This window comes from Myxococcales bacterium (assembly GCA_016716835.1).
Taxonomy (GTDB): Bacteria; Myxococcota_A; Polyangia; order Haliangiales; family Haliangiaceae; genus JADJUW01.
The window spans coordinates 643,704-662,980 of the sequence record JADJUW010000001.1 but is presented as its reverse complement, the minus strand read 5'-3'; the positions used below and the strand labels follow the sequence as shown (position 1 = coordinate 662,980).

Sequence of the window (19,277 nt, the reverse complement as noted above, 5' to 3'; positions counted from 1 at the left end):
TACCTATGCGGCCCATGCTTCCCCTCTTCACCGCCACGCTAACCTCGCTGCTCCTGCACGCCCACACGGCGAATGCCCAGGCGCCTGCCCGCCCGGACCCAGCCGCCGTCAAAGACGTCAAGGCCCCGGCGTGGAGCGCCAACGCGGAAGCTGGCGCCTTGGTCACCACCGGCAACTCGGCCAATCTAACGTTTACGGGCGGCAGCAAGATTTCACGGCTTACACCCGAGACCAAGCTTGAGCTCACGCTTGCGGGGGCGCTCGCCAAAAATGGCGCGCTGACGGTGGTGGACGCAGGCAATGACCAAATCATTTCTAGCGACCAAGAGCTCGATACGGTCTATAAGACCACCGCTCAGAGCTGGGCCGTCAAGGGCCGGTTTGATAAGTTCCTCAGCACCACAGACACCCTCTGGGCCGCGGGCCTTATGAGCGGCGATGAGCTGGCCGGCAAGGAATTGGTCGCCGGCGGCCAACTTGGTTATGCTCGATACTTGCTCAAAGAGGCCGACCGCGAAGCCGTCGCCGAGCTGGGCTACGATTATTCATTTGAAAACCTTGTCGGCACCGGCCCTGGCACCTCAGTCCACATCCATTCCGCTCGCGCCTTTGTCGGCTACAAAAACAAGCTTGGCGACGACACCAGCTTTGACACCAGCGTCGAGGCGCTGATCAATGTCAACGAACTGGAAACGCCAACAGGCACGGCAGGGGCCGGGGAAGATTTGCGAGTCAACGCCCAAATCGGCATCACCACCAAGCTAAGCAAGAGCGCCTCGCTCAACGTAAGCTTTGCGGTCAAGTTTGACGCCAACCCTGCGCCGCTGGGCGCCATCGCTGGCTACACCTTTGCGCCAGGGTATGTCCCAGAAGCCGATAAATTAGACACCATTTCAAAGGCGTCGCTCATCTACGCGCTGTTCTAGGGCGTTCGCATTGCGGCCGCCACAACCGCTAGCTGGTCGGCTCAGCGTGTTTCGCTCGGCAGATGCTACGCCTCAGAAACGCGAGCGAGCCGCACCAGCGTCGCGCGCAGGGCCTCTAGGTCTTTTTTGCCAACTTGCTTGATCCACCGCTTTTCGACGGCGTCGAGATAGGCATGCTGCTGGCCGAGCCACTTGCGTCCTTTCGTGCCCAGCGTAACTCGCTTCTTCACACCGTGATCGGGGTCGGAAATTCGCTGCAAAAAACCGCTGCGTTCCAGCTCGGCAACCAAATCGCTGACGGTTTGCTTGGGGAGCGACAGGCCGGCCACAAGATCCGTCATGTATTGACCCCGTTCGCCAACCAGCGAGAGAATTTGTTCGTGAACGGGTCGCAGCGGCGACTTGGCTGCTGGCTCGGCACGCAGCGCATTGAGCTCGCGCGAGATTTCACTCTGCACTAGCCACAAAAGTTGACGAAGGTCAGTGCGTTCCGCGCCCATATCCACCCAAACAGACGCATTTGATAGCAAAATCCCAGGCGCGTTGCGAGTGGTTGCAAAGAGAATGCGCAGAGAAAACCGGCCAGCTACGTCGTGCTGGCGATGCACCCGCCCTGCCTGTGGCGCGCATGTGCGCTGGCGTGAAGCCCCCAAACACTGGTCTAACCGAGTCGGTTAACCTTCATTGGTCCGGCTGCTTGACGCCGCCAGCACCTCCTGCTCGCCACGGTCGATGACCTGCCGCGGGAATAGTTGACCCAGAACGCGCTTCACGGCGAGGCCGGCGTCGTCAAAGAGCGAATAGAACACCGGCGTCGCCAGCAACGTGAGCAGCAGCGAAAGCGTTTGCCCACCAACGACAATGCTCGCCATCGACTTCGAGAAGCCGCTGCCAATGCCATGGGAGAATACCAGCGGGAGCATACCGGCGACAAAGGCTACCGTGGTCATCAGGATCGGCCGCAGGCGGCTGCGGTTGGCCTCCATGATGGCCTCAAAGCGCGGCATGCCGGTGGCACGGAGTTGGTTGGACTGGTCGATCTGCAAGATCGAGTTCTTTTTGACCACCCCAAACAGCACCAAGAGCCCAAGCATCGAAAACATGTCGAGCTGGATGCCAAACAGGATGACCGCCATGAGCGCGAATGGCACGGTCAGTGGCAGACAAATTAGAATCGTCAACGGATGCACCCAGGATTCAAACTGGGCGGCTAGCACGAGGTACATAAAGACAAAGGCGAGGAAAAAGGCGAACGCAAACGCGGCCCCTACCTTCGCTGACTCGCGCGAGCGACCAAACGGTTCAGCCTTGTAACCCGGCGGTAGTTTTTGCGCTGCGACAATCTTGCCTAGCGCCGCCATCACCTCGTTTTCCTTGCCCCCCGGGGCCAGATTCGACGTTATTGCGACCTGGCGCATCCGAGACAGCCGATTGATTTGCGCCGGCCCGGTGCCGGCATCAATTACGACGACGTCCGAGAGCGGGACGCTCCCCAGGGTGCGAGACGGTACCGACAGCATGGCCAGCGCCTCGATATGCGAGCGAAAGCGCTCCGGCCCGCGCACGACCACATCGTATTGCTCGCCGCGATCTTCGAACGTCGAGGCGGTATTGCCGGCGATAAAAAGGCGCAACGAGCCAATAATGTCGGCACCGTCCACGCCGAGCGCCGCGGCCCGCGCAAAATCGGGCCGCACGGTGGTTTCTGGCATAGGGTCGACCACGCTGGTCGGCATCCACCACGCCCGGCACCTTCTTAAATTCCTTGAGCACGGCCATGGCCGTGCGCTCGAGGCGGTCCAAATCCGGCCCGGTTATGACATAGGCCACGATCGAGTTTTGCGTGCCAACCGAAAAGTCGGCGACGAGCTGAGCGGCAACGGTCGTGCCCTCGGGCACATCCCCAGCACGCGCTTGCGGGCGAGCTCCATGATCGCATCCTGTGACAGCGTGCGCTGGTTTGGGTCGACCAGCCGCACATACACATTGGCCACGTTGGGCTGCTCTTGCGTATTGGCCCCCACAGTCACCAACGTATGCGCGACGCCCGGCAGCGCCCGCGTCCGGCGGGCGATGCGCTCGGCGACTAGGGTCGTGGCATCAAGGCCAGAACCTTCCTTGGTCTTGATATAGATCTCGAAATGCGCCTCGTCATTTTGCGGCAAGAACCCCGCGCCGGCCTTGCCTGCCAAGGTCGGCACCGTGAACATGAGCCCTACGCTAACGAGCACGATCACCCAGCGATGCGTCATCGACCACCTCAGCATCGCGAGATAGACGCGCTCAATGGGGCGGTAGAACGCCTCGGAAAACCGCTGCAGCGCGTTGGGTGTCCGCCCCGCATCGTGGGGCTTGAGCATGCGCGCCGCCATCATCGGCGTCAGCGTAAAACTCACCAACATCGAGACCAGGATGGCAAACGCCATGGTGAGCCCAAACGACGACAAAAAGCGTCCCACGATGCCGCTCATAAAGGCGACGGGCAAGAACACCGCCATCAGCGACAGGGTCGTCGCCATCACCGCTAGGCCAATTTCCTTGGTCGCCGCCATGGCGGCCGGAAACGGCTTCATCCCCTTTTCCTCGATAAAGCGGTGGATGTTCTCGAGCACCACGATCGCGTCGTCGATCACAATCCCTACCGCGAGCGCCAACGCCAACAAGGTGATCATGTTCAGCGTATACCCAGCCCACGCCATGAGGAGAAAACTGCCGATAATCGAAACTGGAATCGCAATTGCCGAAATGATCGTCGACCGCACATCGCCGAGGAACATCAGCACGACCAGCGCAGCGAGCAGGCTGCCTACCACCAAGTGCTCGAGCACCTGGGACGTGCTGGTGCGCACCAGCTCAGAATTGTCGCGTACAATATCGAGACTGTATCCGGCGGGCAAGCTGCCCGCGATGCTCGCAAGCGTCGCCTTCGCCGTGTCGACCACTTCAATCGTGTTGGCACCGGACTGCTTGGTCACCGATACCAGGATTGTCGGCTGACCATCGCGCAGGGCTAGCGATGTCGGGTCGTCGACGGTATCCTCAATCTTACCATCGACGATCAGGTCGGACACCCGGACGGGGGTATTGCCGACTTGCCGCACGACAATGTCGCCGAGCGCGGCGGGCGAGGTGGCGCGGCCGTCAATGCGCATGCTCGAAATTTTCGCGCCCAGTTCAAGCCGGCCACCTGGAATGCTCGCATTGCTGATGCCAATCGCACGCTGCACCTCTAGCGCCGAGATGCCATAGGCCCGCAGGCGCGCCGGATCGACGACGGCGCGGATCTGCCGCTTCTGCCCGCCAATCACCTGAACCTGCCCCACGCCCGCGATGCTCTCAAGGCGACGCTTAACTATCGTCTCGGCAATGCGCGTCAGCTCGCGAATGTCGGAGGGTCGGTCGCTCGGGCCGCGGACGGCAAAGTTGATAACGGGCGCCGCGCCAGGATCAAGTTTTTGTACGGTCGCCGGCTCGCCCGAGCTGGGCAGGTCGCGCAGCGTGCTGACCTTGTCGCGGAGCTCCTGCGCCGCGACATCGACGTCTTTCTCGAGCTGAAACTGCACCACGACGAGCGATGCGCCCTCGGTCGAGATCGACGACAGCGTGTCGATGCCACTCACCGTGTTGACCGCCGCCTCGATCTTGTCGGTCACGTCGGCCTCTACCGCGGTAGGCGAGGCCCCGGGATAGATGGTCGTTACGACAATAATTGGAAAGTCTACCTCTGGGAACTTATCGACGCCAAGCCGTGTGTAGCTCACCGCGCCGACCACCACCAACGCCAAAATCAGCACGGACGCGAACACCGGCCGACGAATCGAAATCGCGCTTAACCACTGCATATTGAGCTCCTGGATAGAACGTGCATGGGCATTCGCGGTTAAAAGCTAATCGTCACGCCGTCCACCACTTGCTCGGGAATTGGCGAGATCACGCGTTCGCCAGCGGTCAGACCGCTTTGAATGGCAACCTGGTCCCCCACCTCGACGCCGCGCTCGACGACGCGCTCTTCGGCGCGCCCACCATTGACCACGAACAAGCGCCACGACATGCCTCGCTTGATCAGGGCCGTCTTGGGCACCATCACGCGTTTCTCAGTGCCCAGCACGATGCGCGCCTCGGCGAACATGCCGGCGCGAACGGGCGACCCCGGCGCCACATCGGCCTCCACGGTCATCGTTCGGGTCTGACGTCCAATTTCGCCGCCCATGCGCGCGATGGTCGCGGCAAATTGCTGCCCCGTGAACGCGGCCACGGAAAATTGGACCGGCTGTCCCTTGGCGACTTTGCCGGTGTAAAGCTCAGGCACCGACAGCTCGAGCTTTAGCGGCTCTTCATCGACAATCGTAATTAGACCCATGCCTGGTGCGACCCATTCGCCAACGTTGACGCGCCGGCCACTTACGATACCCGCGAAGGGCGCGCGAATGACGCCGTCGCCTACCGCCTTGCCAACGCTCTTGGTGCGCGCGGTGGCCGCCGCCAGCGTTTCATCTAAGGCGATACATCCCACGCGCTCGCGCTCGTATTGCGACTTTGAGATGGCGCCTTTGTCGAACAGCTCTTTGGATTTGGCGCATTCGGTCTCGCCGTTGGCCCTTTGCGCCGTCGCGGCTCGCAGCTGCGCTTGCGCCTCCTCGGCACCCAGCGCCGCATTTGACGTATCGAGCCGCAAGAGCGGCTGCCCGGCCTTGACCTCCTGCCCCAGCTCAACCAACACGGCCAACACCTTGCCCGGCACCTGCGCCGCGACGTTTGACGATTGGTCCGCAGTCACCGTACCCGTGACCGTTATATAGGCCGGCGCATCAGCTTCGGCCACGGCGACGGTAGCCACCTGCACCACCGCCTCGGCAACCTTCGCTCCTTTGGTCTTTTCTTTGCCGCCACACCCACCCAAGGCAAGCGTTGCCGCCATCAGGCCGCCAGCGACCGCTCCAACAAATCGTTTCTCTGCTTGACCCACCATTTGACTCCTCACGGCCCCACACGGACCTCGTGCCTGCGAAACTTGTCGGCAGCTATGGCTGCACTCCCGTTGGCGCATCGCCCAGGGCCCTTTGAAATTGTGCGCTTGCGATGCGAATATCAATGCGCGCGTTGATCGCGTCGGCGCGCGCGCGCGTCAGCTGGGTCTGTGCGCCAATTAGCTCCAGGCTGGTGGCGCGGCCAGCGTCAAACAGCGCCCCCCGCACCCGCGCACCCTCTTCGGCTGCCGCGACGCCGCGTTGCGCGGTGGCGAGCGAGGCAAGCGCCAGCTCAAGTTGCTTTTTAGCCGACAAAACCTCAAGTGATACGCCCTGCGCCAGCAGCTCTTGCTTGGCGCGCAGCGCGCTCAGTGCTGCTTGTGAGTCATCCAGCTTTGGCAGCGTAAACAAGAGGTCGTTAACCGACCAGGTTAGCCGCGCGCCCACCGCCCAGGCCGAGGTGAACTTATCTTGCATCGGAAAGATGCGTTGGTTGGGATTGTCGTACGAGGCCTGGCCAAAAAGTGCGAGCTTGGGCAGCATGTCGGCCTTGTGCGCCTTATGCAACGTCTCCTGCGCGGCGATCGTGCGCGTCATGCCCGCCACGTCCGCGCGCGCCGCCATGGCGCGAGCCGTCAACGCCGACGCGTCCGACGCCAGCGCGTCCTCGCCGTCTACCGCCTCATCGCCTAGCCGTTCGCCTATCAGCAACACCTCCGACGGCGACGCCCCAATTTGAATTCGCAGCTGCGCCTCGCGGATCTCGGCCAGGCTCCTAACTTGGGCGAGCGCGAGTTCGGCGCGTGCCATTTCGGCTTCGAAGGTTAGCACCTCGGCCTTGGCCAAGCGCTCGACATCGGCCTGGGCGCGCAATTGCCTGAGCGTCTGCTCGAGTTGTGCCACCAGCTGAGCGGCGACCACCACTTGCAAGGTGATGCGGACCCACTCGTAATAGGCGCTCTGTGCGGCAAAGACGATGCCTGAGCGCGAGACCGTTTGACCAAACTGCGCCGCCTCTAGCCCCTGCTTGCCGGCGCGAATGTAGCGTGGATTTTTAAACAAATAGTCGGTGATAGGAAGCGTCAGCGTAGCGCTCAGCGAGGCGCTATGATTTGGAATCTCGAAGGAAATGCCGGGGCCAAACTGCGGATCTTCGACATCGCTTAGGCGGGTATAGCTCGCGCCCACCGCCAGGTACGGCACGTTTGACAGTTTAGCGACCGCGGCCCGCGACTGCGCTTGCAACAGCTCGGCCGTTTTGGCCCGCAGTTCTGGGCTCGCCTTGAGCGCGCGCTCCGCGGCCTGTATCGCCGTTAGGCCGCCCGGGCGACCGAGCTCGCTAGCCAGAGCCGTTTCGTACGTGGCAGCGGGCGAACCACTTGCGTCTTGCGCCGCATCCGCCTGCGCAACCGGCTGAGCCCACGCCACGTTGGCTTGGAGCGACACGGCGATTAACCCCAACAGGAAAAATCGTTGCACGCTCGGGGTCTTAGCATACTTTGCTGGGGCCGGTAGGCCTGGGCCGCACGCGTCAATTCGCCGCAAGCGCGACCAACCGCCAAATACCTCGGCGCTCCCACCCATTACGGCGCGGAGTATGACCGGCCCCAACATCAACAACACGACTAGCCCGACGAATCCATTCACCCCGATCACCTGCTCGGGATCCAAATTCGGCGCGATCCCTGAGATGGCAACGCTGAACAGCGCAGCCATCGCCGCGACGGACACCCCGAGCCACATCCCATGCACGGCGGCCGCAGCCACCCATCGCGCGACGTCTCCGGGTTGATGGACCAAGCCCACCCGTGCGGCGGAGATCGTAATTTCGACCAGCGATGAAACCCGCCACCCGCCACAAAGGCCCACAGCACGGCAACCTCAAGCATTTTTGCCATCACTGCGTGTCGCCCCGGAAACACCCCCGCCCCGAGTTGCAACACCAACCACGGCAAAGCGCATACGCATCCAAGCAGCAGCCCCGACACCACCGACTGCAGCAGGCGGGCCCCGTCAAGCTCAACCCCTAGCTCCGCTCCAAGTGCCGCCGCGAACGCCCACGCCACCACGGTCAGCACAACCCATCCCAGGCGGGGCACAACGGGAATCAGCAGCCCGCTGACGACGAACGCGGGCACTACATAGAGCGCCATCATGAGCGCAGACGGAGAGTGACCCCCAAGCACCCCGACGTTAATGCCGGTGCTCATGGCCGTGGCTCGCCGCGGGCGGGCGGCGCGGCCGATACATGCGTCGGCGCAAATGCTTTGCGCGCAAATGCCACCACGCGCGCCCCACCGAATTGCACGCTCCATGCGATCGCGACCAAGACCAAGGCCCACCTTATCCCTGCTGATAGCGCGGTATCGACATGACCAAGCCACCAGCCTAACCCCGTCGACACTAACCCCGCGATGACCAACGCCCCTAGCAGTGGCAACACCAGCCACAGCGCCAGTACCAACGCCTCGTGGAGCAGCTCCATCACGGGAAGTACCCGCTGACGAGCGTTTCGCTTACGAGGCGCCAGCCATCAATAAAAATAAAAAGCATCAGCTTAAGCGGCAGCGCAACCGACGCGACCGCGACATTTCCCAGCCCCAATATCGAAAGCGCCACGCCCGCAACTACGTCCAAGACCAAAAATGGCAGCATCAGGATCAGGCCCAACATGAGCGCCTCGCGAAACTCAGTCAGCGCAAACGCCGGCGCCACGACCAACCAATCATTGGACGCCACGTTTGTACGACCGCTTTTGGCGGCCAGCCTGCGAAATACCTCCACGTCTGCCGCCGCCGCATGCTTGACTAGAAAACCCCGCATGGGTTCACGCGCCGCCTCGGCCGTCGCCAGGACGTCCTGCCGTGAATTGGCTGCGACCGCCCCGCCAGCGTCTCCCGCGCGCGCCTGCGCCTGGGGCGCTGCCTCCCGCGCCACAAGAAAAATGGGAGCCATGACGATGATGGTCAAGGCGGCGGCCCAGGCCGTCGTAATAACCGCGCTCGGCACCCTGGCGCGCCCAAGGCATTGCGCAAGAGCGCCAGCACGACGGTCATCTTGGCAAAGCTCGTCAGCAAGACCACCCCACCCAGGCCCACGATCCACACCACCCACGACGGTACGTCAGCCATCGCTGCCTCCCCTAACCGGTGCCGGTGCTGACACCTCGGCAAGCAGCGCGACGCCGCCATCGCCCACGCCAAGCAGCAGCGTCTGCTGGTCGACGGCAATCAGCACGAGGCTTCGCCGTGGCCCCAGTGCCAGCCGCTGCAGCACGACCATACGCGCCGGCTCGGCGGAGGTGCCATGCAAACGCTCACTTACGCCGCGCAGCCACGGCATGCCCCACCTGCGGGCCACAACGGCGAGCGCGAGGATGGCCGCGCACATGGCGAGCAAGACGAGCACCGTCGTCGCGAGCAACCCACCATCCCCAACCATGCCGCGACTTGTATCGCAGGGCTGTGACATCTCGCGCGCACGCCGGCGGCGCAACCCTCGCGGTCAGCTCGCTAGTTACAGGTGCCGCCAGCGACCACGTCGGCTGGGCTGCGCGGCAGGAGCAAGATTTTTTTGTCGAACGCATTGTAGTGCACGACGCCGGTCACGGAGGCCAAACAGGCGCCAACTGCTGGCCGCACGATCGAGGCGCCGGATGCAACGTCGTCGAGCATGAGGCTGAGCTCCGCGGTGCCGACCGTCCATTGACCAAACGTCAAAGCGTTTTCGAGCACCGGCACATTTGCCAGCGTCACAAGTACGCCCTCAAATTGCTCAGAGGTGGTCGGATTGGTGATGCCGTCGATAGATACGCCGGCGGTTAACACCGCAGGCGACACCGTCGTGCCTTTGGGCGTAATCGTGGCGGTGGTAATTTCCGTCAGCGGATCGGTGCCATCGGCGGCCACGTATTCCTTGGTCAAGCCGACGACATCGATCACCGAGCCCACAACCACGGACTCTGGCAGGGTCGCGCCGCCGGCATAACTAAAGACATAGACGCCATTGTTAAGCGCCGCCGCGCCCTGGTCTTGGATCCAAATACCCTTGCGCACCCCGGCCTGCGTTGTCTCTACCGCAGTCACCACGACGTCGACGAACTGAACCGAACCTGCCACGTCGCCACTTTGCACGGCGCTAATCGTCGTCGCGCAAAGCCCGGAGTTACCACAGCTAAAATCCGCGCAGTCGGCAAAGCCGTTGGCATCGTTGTCGAGACCATCATCGCACTGCGCATCAGTTTCTGGCAGCAGGCAGCTATCGCCAGCAACCAAATCCTCCGCGGATGTTGGCAAGAGTTTGTAGTTAAAGAAATAATCGAGGATGCCGGTCACCGAGCCGTAGCACGCGCCGATATCCACTGACTCGGGCAACGCCGTCAAGCTGGAATCAATTCGCAGGCCCCCGGTGCCCTTAAACTCCACAAAGGTAGGGTCGTCCGCGCTAATGCTTCGCAAGCTCGACTGCGCTGCGATGTTTTCGACGGTGACGTAAACACCTTCCCATTTTTCCCAGGTTGCGTCGCGGGCGGCTTCGTCGAGCGCGGCCACTTCGATGGCGTCAATGATCGCGGGCGCGAGCGCGTCGCCCGTGCCAACTCGCTTCACGAGCAGCTCCCCGCCCTCAGGCGGCACCAACTCAGTGGTCGTGCGTCCCGAGGTGTCCGCCTCAAGCGCAAACTCATCTTTCACCGCGTTTTCAACATCGACGATGTCGCCGACCGAAAGCGTCGCCACGGTGTCGAGGCTCACGCCGTAGACCATGACTCCGGATAGTTCGCCGCCGGCTGGTTCCTGAACCCAAATATTGCCTTTGCGCGCGCCAAAATTATCGACGGCCGTGACAACCACGCCACGAACATTGATAACTGAGCCGACTTCAAGATCACCTTGAATCTTGTAAATCTCAACGTCATCGCCGTTAGGGATCGGTCCCGGAGGCGGGGGATTGCCACCGCTATCGTTACGGCACGCTGCCAGAATCGCGAGTGAAACCAACAAAAAACTCAGTTGTCGCATGAGGCCTCCAATGATGGCCTCTATATGCGAAACCTCTGACGCTGTGTAAAAAAAGCGTTCTTGCGCGCGAATTGTCACATTCCCTCGGCAGGGCCGGTCGGGGCCACCAAACCGCCGCCTTTTCCCCGTGGGCTGCTCGGTGCTTTAACGACCGCTGGCAGTGCGTTGCCGAAAACGGAAAACGCGACCATCGTCGCGTCTTACAATTTGGCCAGCGTGACCGCCGCCCGTTAGCTTATGCGCAACCTACGCAACCAGCGTAACAATGGCCATCGACGCCGCGTCGCCTTTGCGGATGCGCGACTTGAGGACCCGCGTATAGCCGCCTTTGCGCTTGGCCAAGCCTTGCGCGACTTCGCCAAAAAGTCGGGCCATAGCGTCTGGGTTTTCAAGCCGCCACGCTGCCAACGCCGAGGGGGAAAGATCCCGAGGGGCGGTCGGCGGACGAAGCACTTTTCGAGCGGCGCGCTTGGCCGCCACGATCTTGGCTTTCTCTTCTTTGGTGGCCTTATCGCCCTTGTTAATCAGCGGCAATACATCGATGCCAATTTGCAGCACGGGCTCTGCGAACATGCGCAGCTCCTTAGCCTTAGCTTCGGTGGTCTCAATCTGACCACGCGCAACGAGCGCCGTGACCAAATTGTTAAACAACGCATTACGGTGTGAGCTATTGCGGCCTAGACGACGGCCCGAATTCTGATGACGCATGACTTGTCTACCTATCTACTTCTGAATGTTAGGCTATTTCTTAAGTGGGTTCGGCCCCGGCCAATTGTCGAGTTTCATGCCGAGGCTAAGCCCCATGCTCGACAACAGCTCTTTGATTTCCTTGAGCGACTTGCGGCCGAAGTTCTTGGTCTTGAGCATCTCCGGCTCGGTCTTTTGCACGAGCTCGCCGATATACTTGATGTTGGCGGCCTGCAAGCAGTTAGTCGAGCGGACCGAAAGCATATGCTCATCAACGGTTCGCCATAGGGTTTCGTTAAGTTTCTCAGCCGCCTCATCGCGCGGGCTTTCGACCGGCTCGGCCATCTCTTCAAAATTGATAAAGAGGTTGAGCTGTTCTTTGAGAATCTTGGCCGCAAAAGCGACGGCATCGTCTGGCCGAACCGCGCCGCTGGTCCAAACCTCAAACGTCAACTTGTCGTAGTCGGTCTGTTGGCCAACGCGGGCGTTGTTGACGGTAAAGTTAACTTTCCTGATTGGCGAAAACAACGCATCGATTGCGATGGTGCCAACGGGAATGCCTGCGGAGTGGCGCTCGGCAGGGGCGTAACCGCGGCCGGTCGTAATGGTCAGCTCCATCGAAATCTTGCCATCGCGCGACAGCGTGCAGATTTTATGGTCAGGGTTGAGCACAACAAGGCCGTCGACGGATTGGATATCCGAAGCGGTAACCGGGCCTTCGCCCGTCTTGTCGAGCCGCACCTGGTAGGTCCGGTCGGCTTCGACTTTGAAGAGGGTCTCTTTGAGATTCAAGATGATATCGGTAACGTCTTCGACGACGCCAGGCAGCGACGTGAACTCGTGCAGCGCGCCATCGATGGCGATGTGCGTGACCGCTGCGCCTTGCAGCGAAGAAAGCAACACGCGACGGAGCGCCGTGCCAAGCGTCGTCGCGAACCCACGCTCGAGGGGTTCGCAGCTAAACTTACCGTAGGTCTCGGAACGCTCTTCGATTTCGAGCATGCGTGGACGAATCAGGTCTCGCCAGTTCTTGGCCATCAATGCGGTTTGTTCTGGGCTAGGTTCCATCGAGAATCTCCGGGTTCATGAAAAAGGAAGAGCGCCAACAGCCAACGCTTAGAAAAAATACCTAAACGCGTCGACGCTTGCGCGGCCGGCAGCCATTGTGAGGCACGGGCGTAACGTCGCGAATGAGATTGATCTTAAATCCCGCAGAGGCGAGCGCGCGGAGCGCCGACTCGCGCCCCGAACCCGGGCCTTTGATGTAGACGGTCACCGTGCGCACGCCGTGTTCAAGCGCCTTGCGAGCCGCGTCTTCGGCCGCCAGCTGTGCCGCGAATGGCGTCGACTTGCGCGAGCCCTTAAAGCCGCACGAGCCCGACGACGACCACGAAATCACATTGCCACTGACATCAGTGATGCTGACGATGGTGTTGTTAAACGTTGCCGCAATATGCGCGACGCCGGTTTGGATGTTCTTTTTAACTTTACGTTTGGTGGTCTTCGCTTGCGCCATCTGTCAACTCCACTTGAGACTTTGCGGCTTACAGCGCCGCATGGATATCTAACTATTTCTTAGTTGCCGAACCTTGCTTCTTGACAGCCATACGACGAGGGCCCTTACGGGTTCGCGCGTTGGTATGCGTACGTTGGCCGCGAACCGGCAGGTTGCGCCGGTGACGCGAGCCGCGATAACAGCCGAGGTCGATCAAGCGCTTGATGCTAAGCTGCACGTCGCGACGCAAGTCGCCTTCGACTCGAAAGTTCTTTTCGATCGCGTCGCGAATCTTGCGGACATCGTTCTCGTCGAGATCGTCGGAACGCTTGTCAGGTGAAATCCCGGCCTCTGAGAGCACCAAGTTTGATGCATGCCGGCCGAGCCCATAGATATAGGTCAAGGCGATTTCGATTCGTTTGTTTCGTGGAAGGTCGACACCTGCAATACGAGCCATAGCTATCTCCTACTACCCTTGGCGCTGTTTGTGACGTGGATTGACACAAATGATCCGCACCACGCCGGCGCGCTTGATCACTTTACATTTTGGGCAGATTGGTTTTACGGATGCGCGAACTTTCATGGTCTTGACTACTTATGAAAAGGTGATTGGTTCAAGAGTGCCTGCCACTCCGGGCTCAGAATCGATGCGTGTAAGTACCCACGGGCCGTTATCGGTGATTGCGACGGTGTGCTCAAAATGTGCTGAATTCTTGCGGTCTTTGGTTACGGCGGTCCACTCGTCGTTAAGCACAATGTGCTCAGGGGTCCCGGCATTTACCATAGGTTCTATTGCAATGACAAGCCCACGCTTGAGTCGTTTTCCTTCGCCTGCCCGACCAAAGTTACGAACGGCTGGCTCTTCGTGCATCCGACGACCGATGCCATGCCCAACGAAGTCTCGGACCACTCCGTAACCCTTTGATTCTGCGTACGTTTGTACTGCAGACCCGAGGTCGCCCAGACGATTGTCGACGTGGCACAGGTCAATTGCGAGTTGCAACGATCTCTGGGTATCGACGACAAGTGAACGGTCCTCATCGGAGGCAGCACCGATGATCACTGTTCGCGCCGTGTCGGCACAGAACCCGTTTTTAAAGATGCCAAAATCAAGCCCGATGATATCTCCGCTTTTGAGGATGTCCTCTTTGCGAGGAATCCCGTGCACGATGACGCTATTTATCGAGGCACAGATGACCGCAGGGTAGTCGTAGTAGCCAAGGAATGCGCTCTGAACGTTGTGCTTGGCGATGAGCCGCCTCGCCAACAGATCTAGCTCCAGGGTCGTTACGCCGGGCCTCGCGGCGCGACATAGCTCTTCAAGGATGTCGGCACAAACCAAGCCAGACTCGCGCATCAGGCGCAACTCTTGGTCGGACTTGAGATGAATCGGCACAGCGGGCCAAGCTACCGAACGCGGGCGATGGCGCGCCCGCGGATTCTTGGACCGCGTGGCCCAGCGAAGCCGTCGTAATTTCGCGAGATGAGATGGGCTTCCATCTGCTGAACGACGTCAAGCGCGACGCCGACTACGATCAGCAGGCCGGTGCCGCCGAACTGAAACGGCACGTGCATAAAGTTCCGCATCAGCACCGGCAGCAAACACACCGCCGACAAGTACAGCGCCCCGACGATCGTCAGCCGCGAAAGCACCTTGTCGATGTATTCCGCCGTGCTTTTGCCGGGGCGAATTCCTGGAACAAACCCGCCGCTCTTCTTCAAATTATCTGCAACCTCGACGGGATTGAACGCCACCGCCGACGTATAGAAATACGCAAAATAGATGATCAGCACGACAAAGACGACGTTATAGCGCCAGTCGGACGGATTGAAGATTGCCGCCAGGTCCTGCAACCATGGGCGGGACGACATATTGGCGATCTGGCCGGGAAACATCAGCAGCGACGAGGCAAAGATGGCCGGGATTACGCTAGCCATATTTACCTTCATCGGCAAAAAGCTTTGCGCGCCTTGGTACATTTTCCTGCCAACTTGGCGCTTGGTATACTGAACGGGAATGCGTCGGTGGGCTCGCTCAAAGTAGCAAATCACCGCTACCGTGCCGAGGACGACAAGGGCAAGCACGAGCATGCCAAACCCACCGAGCCCAGATTCGCTATTGCTGGTTGTAAACAACTGGGCAATCGCATCCGGAAAGCGCGCCACGATCCCGGCAAAGATGATCATTGAGGCGCCGTTGCCGATGCCCTTCTCGGTGATTTGCTCGCCAAGCCACATGATAAACGCGGTCCCAGTGGTCACCGTGAGCATGGTCATGATCGTAAAAGTAGGGCCTGGATTGGGCACCAGCCCGTTCATGCCAGAAAGCCATTTGGCAAAGAAATACGACTGCACGAGGCCGACCACGATGGTCCCGTATCTGGTGTATTGATTGATTTTTTTACGGCCCTGCTCGCCTTCTTTGTTTAGCTGCCCCAGCCGCGCCACGACGACCGTCAAGAGCTGCATGACGATCGAGGCCGAGATGTACGGCATGATGCCGAGCATAAAAATCGAGAGTTGCTCGAGCGCACCGCCGGAGAACATGTCGAACATGCCGAGAAAGGATCCAGCGCCCCCCTTCGAGATCACGTTCTCCATCTGAGAACGGTCCACAAACGGCACCGTGATGAACACGCCGATGCGATACACGGCGAGCATAGCGAGCGTGAAAACTACGCGTTTACGCAGCTCAGGTAATTTACCGATATTTGCGACAGCGTTCGTTGCCACGAGGTATCCTCTGCAAGGGGAATTTACTTGGCGATCAGTTCGACTGAACCGCCAGCTTTTCGACTTTTTCTTTTGCCAACGCCGAAATTCGTTGGACTTTAAGCGTCAACTTCTTGCGCAAGTCGCCTTCGCCGAGCACTTTGACCACCTTGGTCTTCTTGGGCAGTACGCCCTTTTCACGCAACGACGCGATGTCTACCGTCGCGCCGGCGTCAAAGATTTTCTCCAACAGCGCGACGTTGATAGGAAACGCCTCGACGCGAAAAGGATTTTTGAAGCCGCGCTTCGGCATCCGGCGTGGCAGCGCAACTTGGCCGCCTTCGAATGCCTTGATCGCGCCGTGATGCCCAGGGCGCGCCTTCTGACCCTTGACGCCTTTGCCCGACGTCTTGCCCGTGCCCGAGCCGCGACCGCGACCAAGACGCTTTGCCGCCTTCGTCGAACCCGCGTTGGGAGTTAAGTTATGTAAGTTCGTACCCATTTGAGTTTACTCCGCAGGCTCGACGACGATTAAGTGGCTAATTTTCCGCACCATCCCGCGAATTGCGAGGGTGTCGGCTAGCACGACCGAGCGATTCATTTTGCCAAGACCAAGCCCCGCTAGGGTGCGGCGCTGGGTCTCCGGACAACCGATGCCGCTCTTGATCTGGGTGATTTTCATTTTAATCGCCATGACTTAACCTCGAATCTCGGCGAGCGACTTACCACGAACGCGGGCAACATGCTCGACTGAACGCAGGGATTGCAAGGCGTTTACAACGGCGTGAATGACGTTGTGTGGATTGGACGTTCCAAGCGACTTGCTAAGGATGTCCTTGACACCGGCAACTTCGAGTACCGGGCGCACGCCGCCACCGGCAATAACGCCAGCGCCAGGGGCCGCGGGCCGCAGGAGGACTTGCGCTGCGCCAAACTCGCCGGTCACCTCGTGGGGGATCGTGCCGTTAACCAAGGGGATCTTAAAAAGGTTTCGCTTGGCCTGGTCGGTTCCCTTGCGAATCGCCTCGGGGACTTCGTTGGCTTTGCCGAGACCGGCGCCAACGTGACCTAGCTGATCGCCAACAACAACAAGCGCGGAATATGAAAAGCGGCGACCGCCCTTCACGACTTTGGCAACGCGGTTAACAAAAACCACTTTGTCGACTAACTCGCCTACTTCTTCTGGTTTAACTGACATCGCTTCGTTCCTTCGTTAGAATTGTAGGCCAGCCGCGCGTGCACCGTCGGCAACTTCTTTGATGCGCCCGTGATAAACATAGCCGTTGCGATCAAACACAACAGCGCTGATATTCTTGGCTAAGAGCTTCTTGCCAATGGCCTCGCCGACCAAACGCGCGCGGCCCTTTTTGTCTTTATCGTTTGCGGTCGTAGCCACCGCCGCCTCAACGTCAGAAGCCGCTGCCAGAACCTTGCCAGACTGGTCGTCGATCGCTTGGATATAAATATGTTTCGCCGAGCGAAACACAGACAAACGCGGTCGCTCCGGCGAGCCTGTCACGCGCATACGAATATGAATCTTGCGACGGCTTCGGCGGCGTTCTTTAAGAGAAGTGATTTTGATATGTCCAGCCATGTTGTCCTCTTGGTGTCGTGGGGTTCGCGCTAAACGTTACGGCGGTACCACAACGATTGTCAGGCTCACTTGCCTGCGGTCTTGCCTGCTTTGCGGAGAATGGTTTCTTCCATATATTTGACGCCTTTGCCCTTGTAGGGCTCTGGCGGCCTGAAGCTGCGAACTTTGGCGGCCGCAGCACCAACGGCTTGCTTGTCGATGCCCGAAAGCGTCAACACGTTCTTTTCGACCTTAGCCGCGATACCCTCGGGCAGCTTGAATTCAACAGGGTGCGAAAAACCGAGGCTCAGCACCACAACGCTGCCTTTAATTTCGGCCTTGTAGCCAACGCCGTTAATTTCGAGCTGACGTTCGAAGCCTTGCGAAACGCCCTTGATCAGATTCGCCGTCAATGCGCGCATCAGACCATGCGCAGCGCGCGAAGGGCCTAAGTCATCGGCTCGGTGAAACGTGAGCTGACCTTTGTCCTCTTTAACTTCAATGGCGCTGTGCCGCGGCAAAACCAAAGAGCCTTTAGGCCCCTTAGCCGTGATTGCGGTAGCCGTGACCGAAACAGTTACGCCCTTTGGCACTTCTAAAGGTTTACGTCCAATTCGCGACATACATCACCAGATTTCACAGAGCAACTCACCGCCCACGCCGCGCTTGCGCGCTTCGCGATCGGTCATCAGCCCTTGGGAGGTTGAAAGGATTGAGATACCGAGGCCGTTGCGCACGCGCTTGATATCCGTGGCAGGAATGTACGAACGCTGCCCTGGACGCGAGACGCGGCGCAAGCCGGTAATGGCGTTTGCGGTCCGGCCGTCGTAACGCAGCGCGACCTTGATCGTGCCTTGGACGCTGTCGTCCGTCGTGGTGACGGCATCAACAAAGCCCTCGTCGCGAAGGATCTCGGCGATGCGGTGCTTAATTTTAGACTTGGGCGCAACAACCTCAGCCTTGCGCGCGCCAATCGCATTGCGAATGCGTGCTAGGAAATCTCCAATAGGATCTGTCATCGACATAGCGGCCTCACCAACTCGACTTCACGACACCGGGGATATCTCCGCGAAGCGCGAGTTCCCGGAAACAACAACGACAAAGCGCAAACTTGCGGTAAACCGCGCGGGGGCGCCCACACCGAAGACATCGGTTGCGATGTCGAACTTGAAACTTGTGCTTCTTGGGAAGCCGGTCGATCAACGTGCTCATGCTGCGGTTCCTTGCTGAGTTGAAGCCTGGCGAAATGGCATGCCGAGATGGGTCAGCAGCGCGCGGCCTTCCGCGTCGTTAGCGGCGGTTGTAACGATGCTGATGTTCATGCCTTTGATGGAATCGATCTTGTCGTATTCAATCTCAGGAAAAATAATTTGCTCCTTGATGCCGAGCGTAAAATTGCCCCGGCCATCAAAGCCCTTGGCTGACACCCCGCGGAAATCGCGAACACGCGGCAGCGCGATGTTGCAAAGTCGGTCCAGGAATTCCCACATGCGCTCACGGCGCAGGGTCACCATCGTGCCGATTTTCTGGCCCTTACGGAGCTTGAACGTCGCGATGTCCTTCTTGGCTTTACACACCACAGGTGCCTGACCGCAAATGGCCTTTAGCTCCTCCACCGCGTTTTCCATGACCTTGGCGTCTTGGTTTGCGCGGCCGAGACCCATGTTCAACGTGACTTTGACAATACGGGGCACTTGCATCATGCTCGTATAGCCAAACTCCTTGAACATCGTCTCGCGCACTTGCGTGTCATAGACACCCTTAAGGCGCGGCGCCGCCTCGCGCTTGTATTTTTGCGCGGGCTCGGCCGGTGTTGCTGATTTCTTGCTGCCTTTATTCGAGGCTTTTTTGTTGTCTGTTGCCATCGTGATTATCCTTGTTGCGATGGGTCCCTGACCG

At 59.8% G+C, this 19,277-nt stretch carries 27 protein-coding genes; 1 reads left to right on the top strand and 26 read right to left on the bottom strand.

Annotation, left to right across the window (positions count from 1 at the left end; all coding sequences use genetic code 11):
* Positions 1 to 14: 14 nt before the first annotated feature.
* Positions 15 to 926 (top strand): DUF481 domain-containing protein, encoded by a 912-nt coding sequence (locus tag IPL79_02945; GenBank protein ID MBK9069952.1) that lies wholly within the window; start codon positions 15 to 17, stop codon positions 924 to 926.
* A 65-nt stretch (positions 927 to 991) separates the two neighbouring features.
* Here IPL79_02945 and IPL79_02940 read toward each other — a convergent pair whose 3' ends face one another.
* From IPL79_02940 to rplE, 26 genes are all read right to left on the bottom strand, one after another.
* Positions 992 to 1,426 (bottom strand): winged helix-turn-helix transcriptional regulator, encoded by a 435-nt coding sequence (locus IPL79_02940; protein ID MBK9069951.1) that lies wholly within the window; start codon positions 1,424 to 1,426, stop codon positions 992 to 994.
* Positions 1,427 to 1,600: 174 nt separating this feature from the next.
* Positions 1,601 to 2,662, bottom strand: coding sequence for an efflux RND transporter permease subunit (locus IPL79_02935; GenBank protein MBK9069950.1), 1,062 nt, complete (start codon positions 2,660 to 2,662; stop codon positions 1,601 to 1,603).
* A gap of 78 nt (positions 2,663 to 2,740) precedes the next feature.
* Positions 2,741 to 4,768, bottom strand: coding sequence for an efflux RND transporter permease subunit (locus IPL79_02930; protein MBK9069949.1), 2,028 nt, complete (start codon positions 4,766 to 4,768; stop codon positions 2,741 to 2,743).
* A 38-nt stretch (positions 4,769 to 4,806) separates the two neighbouring features.
* The gene (locus IPL79_02925) at positions 4,807 to 5,895 is read right to left on the bottom strand and encodes an efflux RND transporter periplasmic adaptor subunit (protein ID MBK9069948.1); all 1,089 of its coding nucleotides are present in this window, start codon (positions 5,893 to 5,895) and stop codon (positions 4,807 to 4,809) included.
* A 52-nt stretch (positions 5,896 to 5,947) separates the two neighbouring features.
* Positions 5,948 to 7,372 (bottom strand): TolC family protein, encoded by a 1,425-nt coding sequence (locus tag IPL79_02920; GenBank protein MBK9069947.1) that lies wholly within the window; start codon positions 7,370 to 7,372, stop codon positions 5,948 to 5,950.
* A 173-nt stretch (positions 7,373 to 7,545) separates the two neighbouring features.
* Positions 7,546 to 8,103, bottom strand: a complete 558-nt coding sequence (locus IPL79_02915) for a hypothetical protein (protein ID MBK9069946.1) — start codon at positions 8,101 to 8,103, stop codon at positions 7,546 to 7,548.
* Positions 8,100 to 8,381 (bottom strand): hypothetical protein, encoded by a 282-nt coding sequence (locus IPL79_02910; GenBank protein ID MBK9069945.1) that lies wholly within the window; start codon positions 8,379 to 8,381, stop codon positions 8,100 to 8,102. Before IPL79_02910 ends, IPL79_02915 begins: the two co-directional genes overlap by 4 nt.
* Positions 8,378 to 8,902 carry a hypothetical protein gene (locus IPL79_02905; GenBank protein MBK9069944.1) on the bottom strand — a complete coding sequence of 175 codons (525 nt, stop codon included), beginning with the start codon at positions 8,900 to 8,902 and terminating at the stop codon, positions 8,378 to 8,380. The genes IPL79_02910 and IPL79_02905 overlap by 4 nt, the downstream gene beginning before the upstream one ends.
* A complete protein-coding gene (locus IPL79_02900) occupies positions 8,860 to 9,024 on the bottom strand; it encodes a hypothetical protein (protein ID MBK9069943.1) in 165 nt (54 codons plus the stop codon). Before IPL79_02900 ends, IPL79_02905 begins: the two co-directional genes overlap by 43 nt.
* The gene (locus IPL79_02895; protein ID MBK9069942.1) at positions 9,017 to 9,334 is read right to left on the bottom strand and encodes a flagellar biosynthetic protein FliO; all 318 of its coding nucleotides are present in this window, start codon (positions 9,332 to 9,334) and stop codon (positions 9,017 to 9,019) included. Before IPL79_02895 ends, IPL79_02900 begins: the two co-directional genes overlap by 8 nt.
* Before the next feature lie 71 nt (positions 9,335 to 9,405).
* Positions 9,406 to 10,911: a hypothetical protein gene (locus IPL79_02890; protein MBK9069941.1), complete on the bottom strand. Its 1,506-nt coding sequence runs from the start codon at positions 10,909 to 10,911 to the stop codon at positions 9,406 to 9,408.
* A 246-nt stretch (positions 10,912 to 11,157) separates the two neighbouring features.
* Entirely contained in the window at positions 11,158 to 11,619 is a 462-nt protein-coding gene (gene rplQ, locus IPL79_02885; protein MBK9069940.1) for a 50S ribosomal protein L17, read from the bottom strand.
* 33 nt (positions 11,620 to 11,652) lie between these two features.
* The gene (locus tag IPL79_02880; GenBank protein ID MBK9069939.1) at positions 11,653 to 12,666 is read right to left on the bottom strand and encodes a DNA-directed RNA polymerase subunit alpha; all 1,014 of its coding nucleotides are present in this window, start codon (positions 12,664 to 12,666) and stop codon (positions 11,653 to 11,655) included.
* Positions 12,667 to 12,727: 61 nt separating this feature from the next.
* Entirely contained in the window at positions 12,728 to 13,114 is a 387-nt protein-coding gene (gene rpsK / locus IPL79_02875) for a 30S ribosomal protein S11 (GenBank protein MBK9069938.1), read from the bottom strand.
* A gap of 52 nt (positions 13,115 to 13,166) precedes the next feature.
* Positions 13,167 to 13,550, bottom strand: a complete 384-nt coding sequence (gene rpsM, locus IPL79_02870; protein MBK9069937.1) for a 30S ribosomal protein S13 — start codon at positions 13,548 to 13,550, stop codon at positions 13,167 to 13,169.
* Between the two features lie 12 nt (positions 13,551 to 13,562).
* Positions 13,563 to 13,676 (bottom strand): 50S ribosomal protein L36, encoded by a 114-nt coding sequence (rpmJ, locus tag IPL79_02865; protein ID MBK9069936.1) that lies wholly within the window; start codon positions 13,674 to 13,676, stop codon positions 13,563 to 13,565.
* 12 nt (positions 13,677 to 13,688) lie between these two features.
* Positions 13,689 to 14,489: a type I methionyl aminopeptidase gene (gene map / locus IPL79_02860; GenBank protein ID MBK9069935.1), complete on the bottom strand. Its 801-nt coding sequence runs from the start codon at positions 14,487 to 14,489 to the stop codon at positions 13,689 to 13,691.
* 11 nt (positions 14,490 to 14,500) lie between these two features.
* Entirely contained in the window at positions 14,501 to 15,826 is a 1,326-nt protein-coding gene (secY, locus tag IPL79_02855; protein MBK9069934.1) for a preprotein translocase subunit SecY, read from the bottom strand.
* A 34-nt stretch (positions 15,827 to 15,860) separates the two neighbouring features.
* The gene (gene rplO, locus IPL79_02850; protein MBK9069933.1) at positions 15,861 to 16,307 is read right to left on the bottom strand and encodes a 50S ribosomal protein L15; all 447 of its coding nucleotides are present in this window, start codon (positions 16,305 to 16,307) and stop codon (positions 15,861 to 15,863) included.
* A gap of 6 nt (positions 16,308 to 16,313) precedes the next feature.
* Positions 16,314 to 16,499, bottom strand: coding sequence for a 50S ribosomal protein L30 (rpmD, locus tag IPL79_02845; protein ID MBK9069932.1), 186 nt, complete (start codon positions 16,497 to 16,499; stop codon positions 16,314 to 16,316).
* A gap of 3 nt (positions 16,500 to 16,502) precedes the next feature.
* Positions 16,503 to 17,003 carry a 30S ribosomal protein S5 gene (rpsE, locus tag IPL79_02840; protein ID MBK9069931.1) on the bottom strand — a complete coding sequence of 167 codons (501 nt, stop codon included), beginning with the start codon at positions 17,001 to 17,003 and terminating at the stop codon, positions 16,503 to 16,505.
* Between the two features lie 15 nt (positions 17,004 to 17,018).
* Positions 17,019 to 17,399 carry a 50S ribosomal protein L18 gene (locus IPL79_02835; protein MBK9069930.1) on the bottom strand — a complete coding sequence of 127 codons (381 nt, stop codon included), beginning with the start codon at positions 17,397 to 17,399 and terminating at the stop codon, positions 17,019 to 17,021.
* Positions 17,400 to 17,464: 65 nt separating this feature from the next.
* Entirely contained in the window at positions 17,465 to 18,001 is a 537-nt protein-coding gene (gene rplF, locus IPL79_02830; GenBank protein ID MBK9069929.1) for a 50S ribosomal protein L6, read from the bottom strand.
* Positions 18,002 to 18,004: 3 nt separating this feature from the next.
* On the bottom strand, positions 18,005 to 18,403 hold the full coding sequence (gene rpsH, locus IPL79_02825; protein ID MBK9069928.1) for a 30S ribosomal protein S8: 399 nt from the start codon (positions 18,401 to 18,403) through the stop codon (positions 18,005 to 18,007).
* A gap of 7 nt (positions 18,404 to 18,410) precedes the next feature.
* Complete coding sequence (locus tag IPL79_02820) at positions 18,411 to 18,590, bottom strand: type Z 30S ribosomal protein S14 (protein MBK9069927.1); 180 nt, start codon at positions 18,588 to 18,590, stop codon at positions 18,411 to 18,413.
* A complete protein-coding gene (gene rplE, locus IPL79_02815) occupies positions 18,587 to 19,243 on the bottom strand; it encodes a 50S ribosomal protein L5 (GenBank protein MBK9069926.1) in 657 nt (218 codons plus the stop codon). Before rplE ends, IPL79_02820 begins: the two co-directional genes overlap by 4 nt.
* Positions 19,244 to 19,277: the final 34 nt, after the last annotated feature.

Bases quoted from the DNA above. Each gene is read 5' to 3' on its own strand.
- IPL79_02925 (MBK9069948.1), bottom strand. From the start codon at position 5,895: ATGGTGGGTCAAGCAGAGAAACGATTTGTTGGAGCGGTCGCTGGCGGC.
- rpsE (MBK9069931.1), bottom strand. From the start codon at position 17,003: ATGTCAGTTAAACCAGAAGAAGTAGGCGAGTTAGTCGACAAAGTGGTT.
- IPL79_02895 (MBK9069942.1), bottom strand. From the start codon at position 9,334: ATGGTTGGGGATGGTGGGTTGCTCGCGACGACGGTGCTCGTCTTGCTC.
- rplF (MBK9069929.1), bottom strand. From the start codon at position 18,001: ATGTCGCGAATTGGACGTAAACCTTTAGAAGTGCCAAAGGGCGTAACT.
- IPL79_02890 (MBK9069941.1), bottom strand. From the start codon at position 10,911: ATGCGACAACTGAGTTTTTTGTTGGTTTCACTCGCGATTCTGGCAGCG.
- IPL79_02945 (MBK9069952.1), top strand. From the start codon at position 15: ATGCTTCCCCTCTTCACCGCCACGCTAACCTCGCTGCTCCTGCACGCC.
- rplQ (MBK9069940.1), bottom strand. From the start codon at position 11,619: ATGCGTCATCAGAATTCGGGCCGTCGTCTAGGCCGCAATAGCTCACAC.
- IPL79_02940 (MBK9069951.1), bottom strand. From the start codon at position 1,426: ATGGGCGCGGAACGCACTGACCTTCGTCAACTTTTGTGGCTAGTGCAG.
- IPL79_02935 (MBK9069950.1), bottom strand. From the start codon at position 2,662: ATGCCGACCAGCGTGGTCGACCCTATGCCAGAAACCACCGTGCGGCCC.
- rpsH (MBK9069928.1), bottom strand. From the start codon at position 18,403: ATGTCGATGACAGATCCTATTGGAGATTTCCTAGCACGCATTCGCAAT.
- IPL79_02930 (MBK9069949.1), bottom strand. From the start codon at position 4,768: ATGCAGTGGTTAAGCGCGATTTCGATTCGTCGGCCGGTGTTCGCGTCC.
- rplO (MBK9069933.1), bottom strand. From the start codon at position 16,307: ATGGGTACGAACTTACATAACTTAACTCCCAACGCGGGTTCGACGAAG.
- rpmD (MBK9069932.1), bottom strand. From the start codon at position 16,499: ATGGCGATTAAAATGAAAATCACCCAGATCAAGAGCGGCATCGGTTGT.
- IPL79_02820 (MBK9069927.1), bottom strand. From the start codon at position 18,590: ATGAGCACGTTGATCGACCGGCTTCCCAAGAAGCACAAGTTTCAAGTT.
- rplE (MBK9069926.1), bottom strand. From the start codon at position 19,243: ATGGCAACAGACAACAAAAAAGCCTCGAATAAAGGCAGCAAGAAATCA.
- rpsK (MBK9069938.1), bottom strand. From the start codon at position 13,114: ATGGCGCAAGCGAAGACCACCAAACGTAAAGTTAAAAAGAACATCCAA.
- IPL79_02915 (MBK9069946.1), bottom strand. From the start codon at position 8,103: ATGAGCACCGGCATTAACGTCGGGGTGCTTGGGGGTCACTCTCCGTCT.
- IPL79_02900 (MBK9069943.1), bottom strand. From the start codon at position 9,024: ATGGCTGACGTACCGTCGTGGGTGGTGTGGATCGTGGGCCTGGGTGGG.
- IPL79_02880 (MBK9069939.1), bottom strand. From the start codon at position 12,666: ATGGAACCTAGCCCAGAACAAACCGCATTGATGGCCAAGAACTGGCGA.
- IPL79_02835 (MBK9069930.1), bottom strand. From the start codon at position 17,399: ATGGCTGGACATATCAAAATCACTTCTCTTAAAGAACGCCGCCGAAGC.
- rpsM (MBK9069937.1), bottom strand. From the start codon at position 13,550: ATGGCTCGTATTGCAGGTGTCGACCTTCCACGAAACAAACGAATCGAA.
- rpmJ (MBK9069936.1), bottom strand. From the start codon at position 13,676: ATGAAAGTTCGCGCATCCGTAAAACCAATCTGCCCAAAATGTAAAGTG.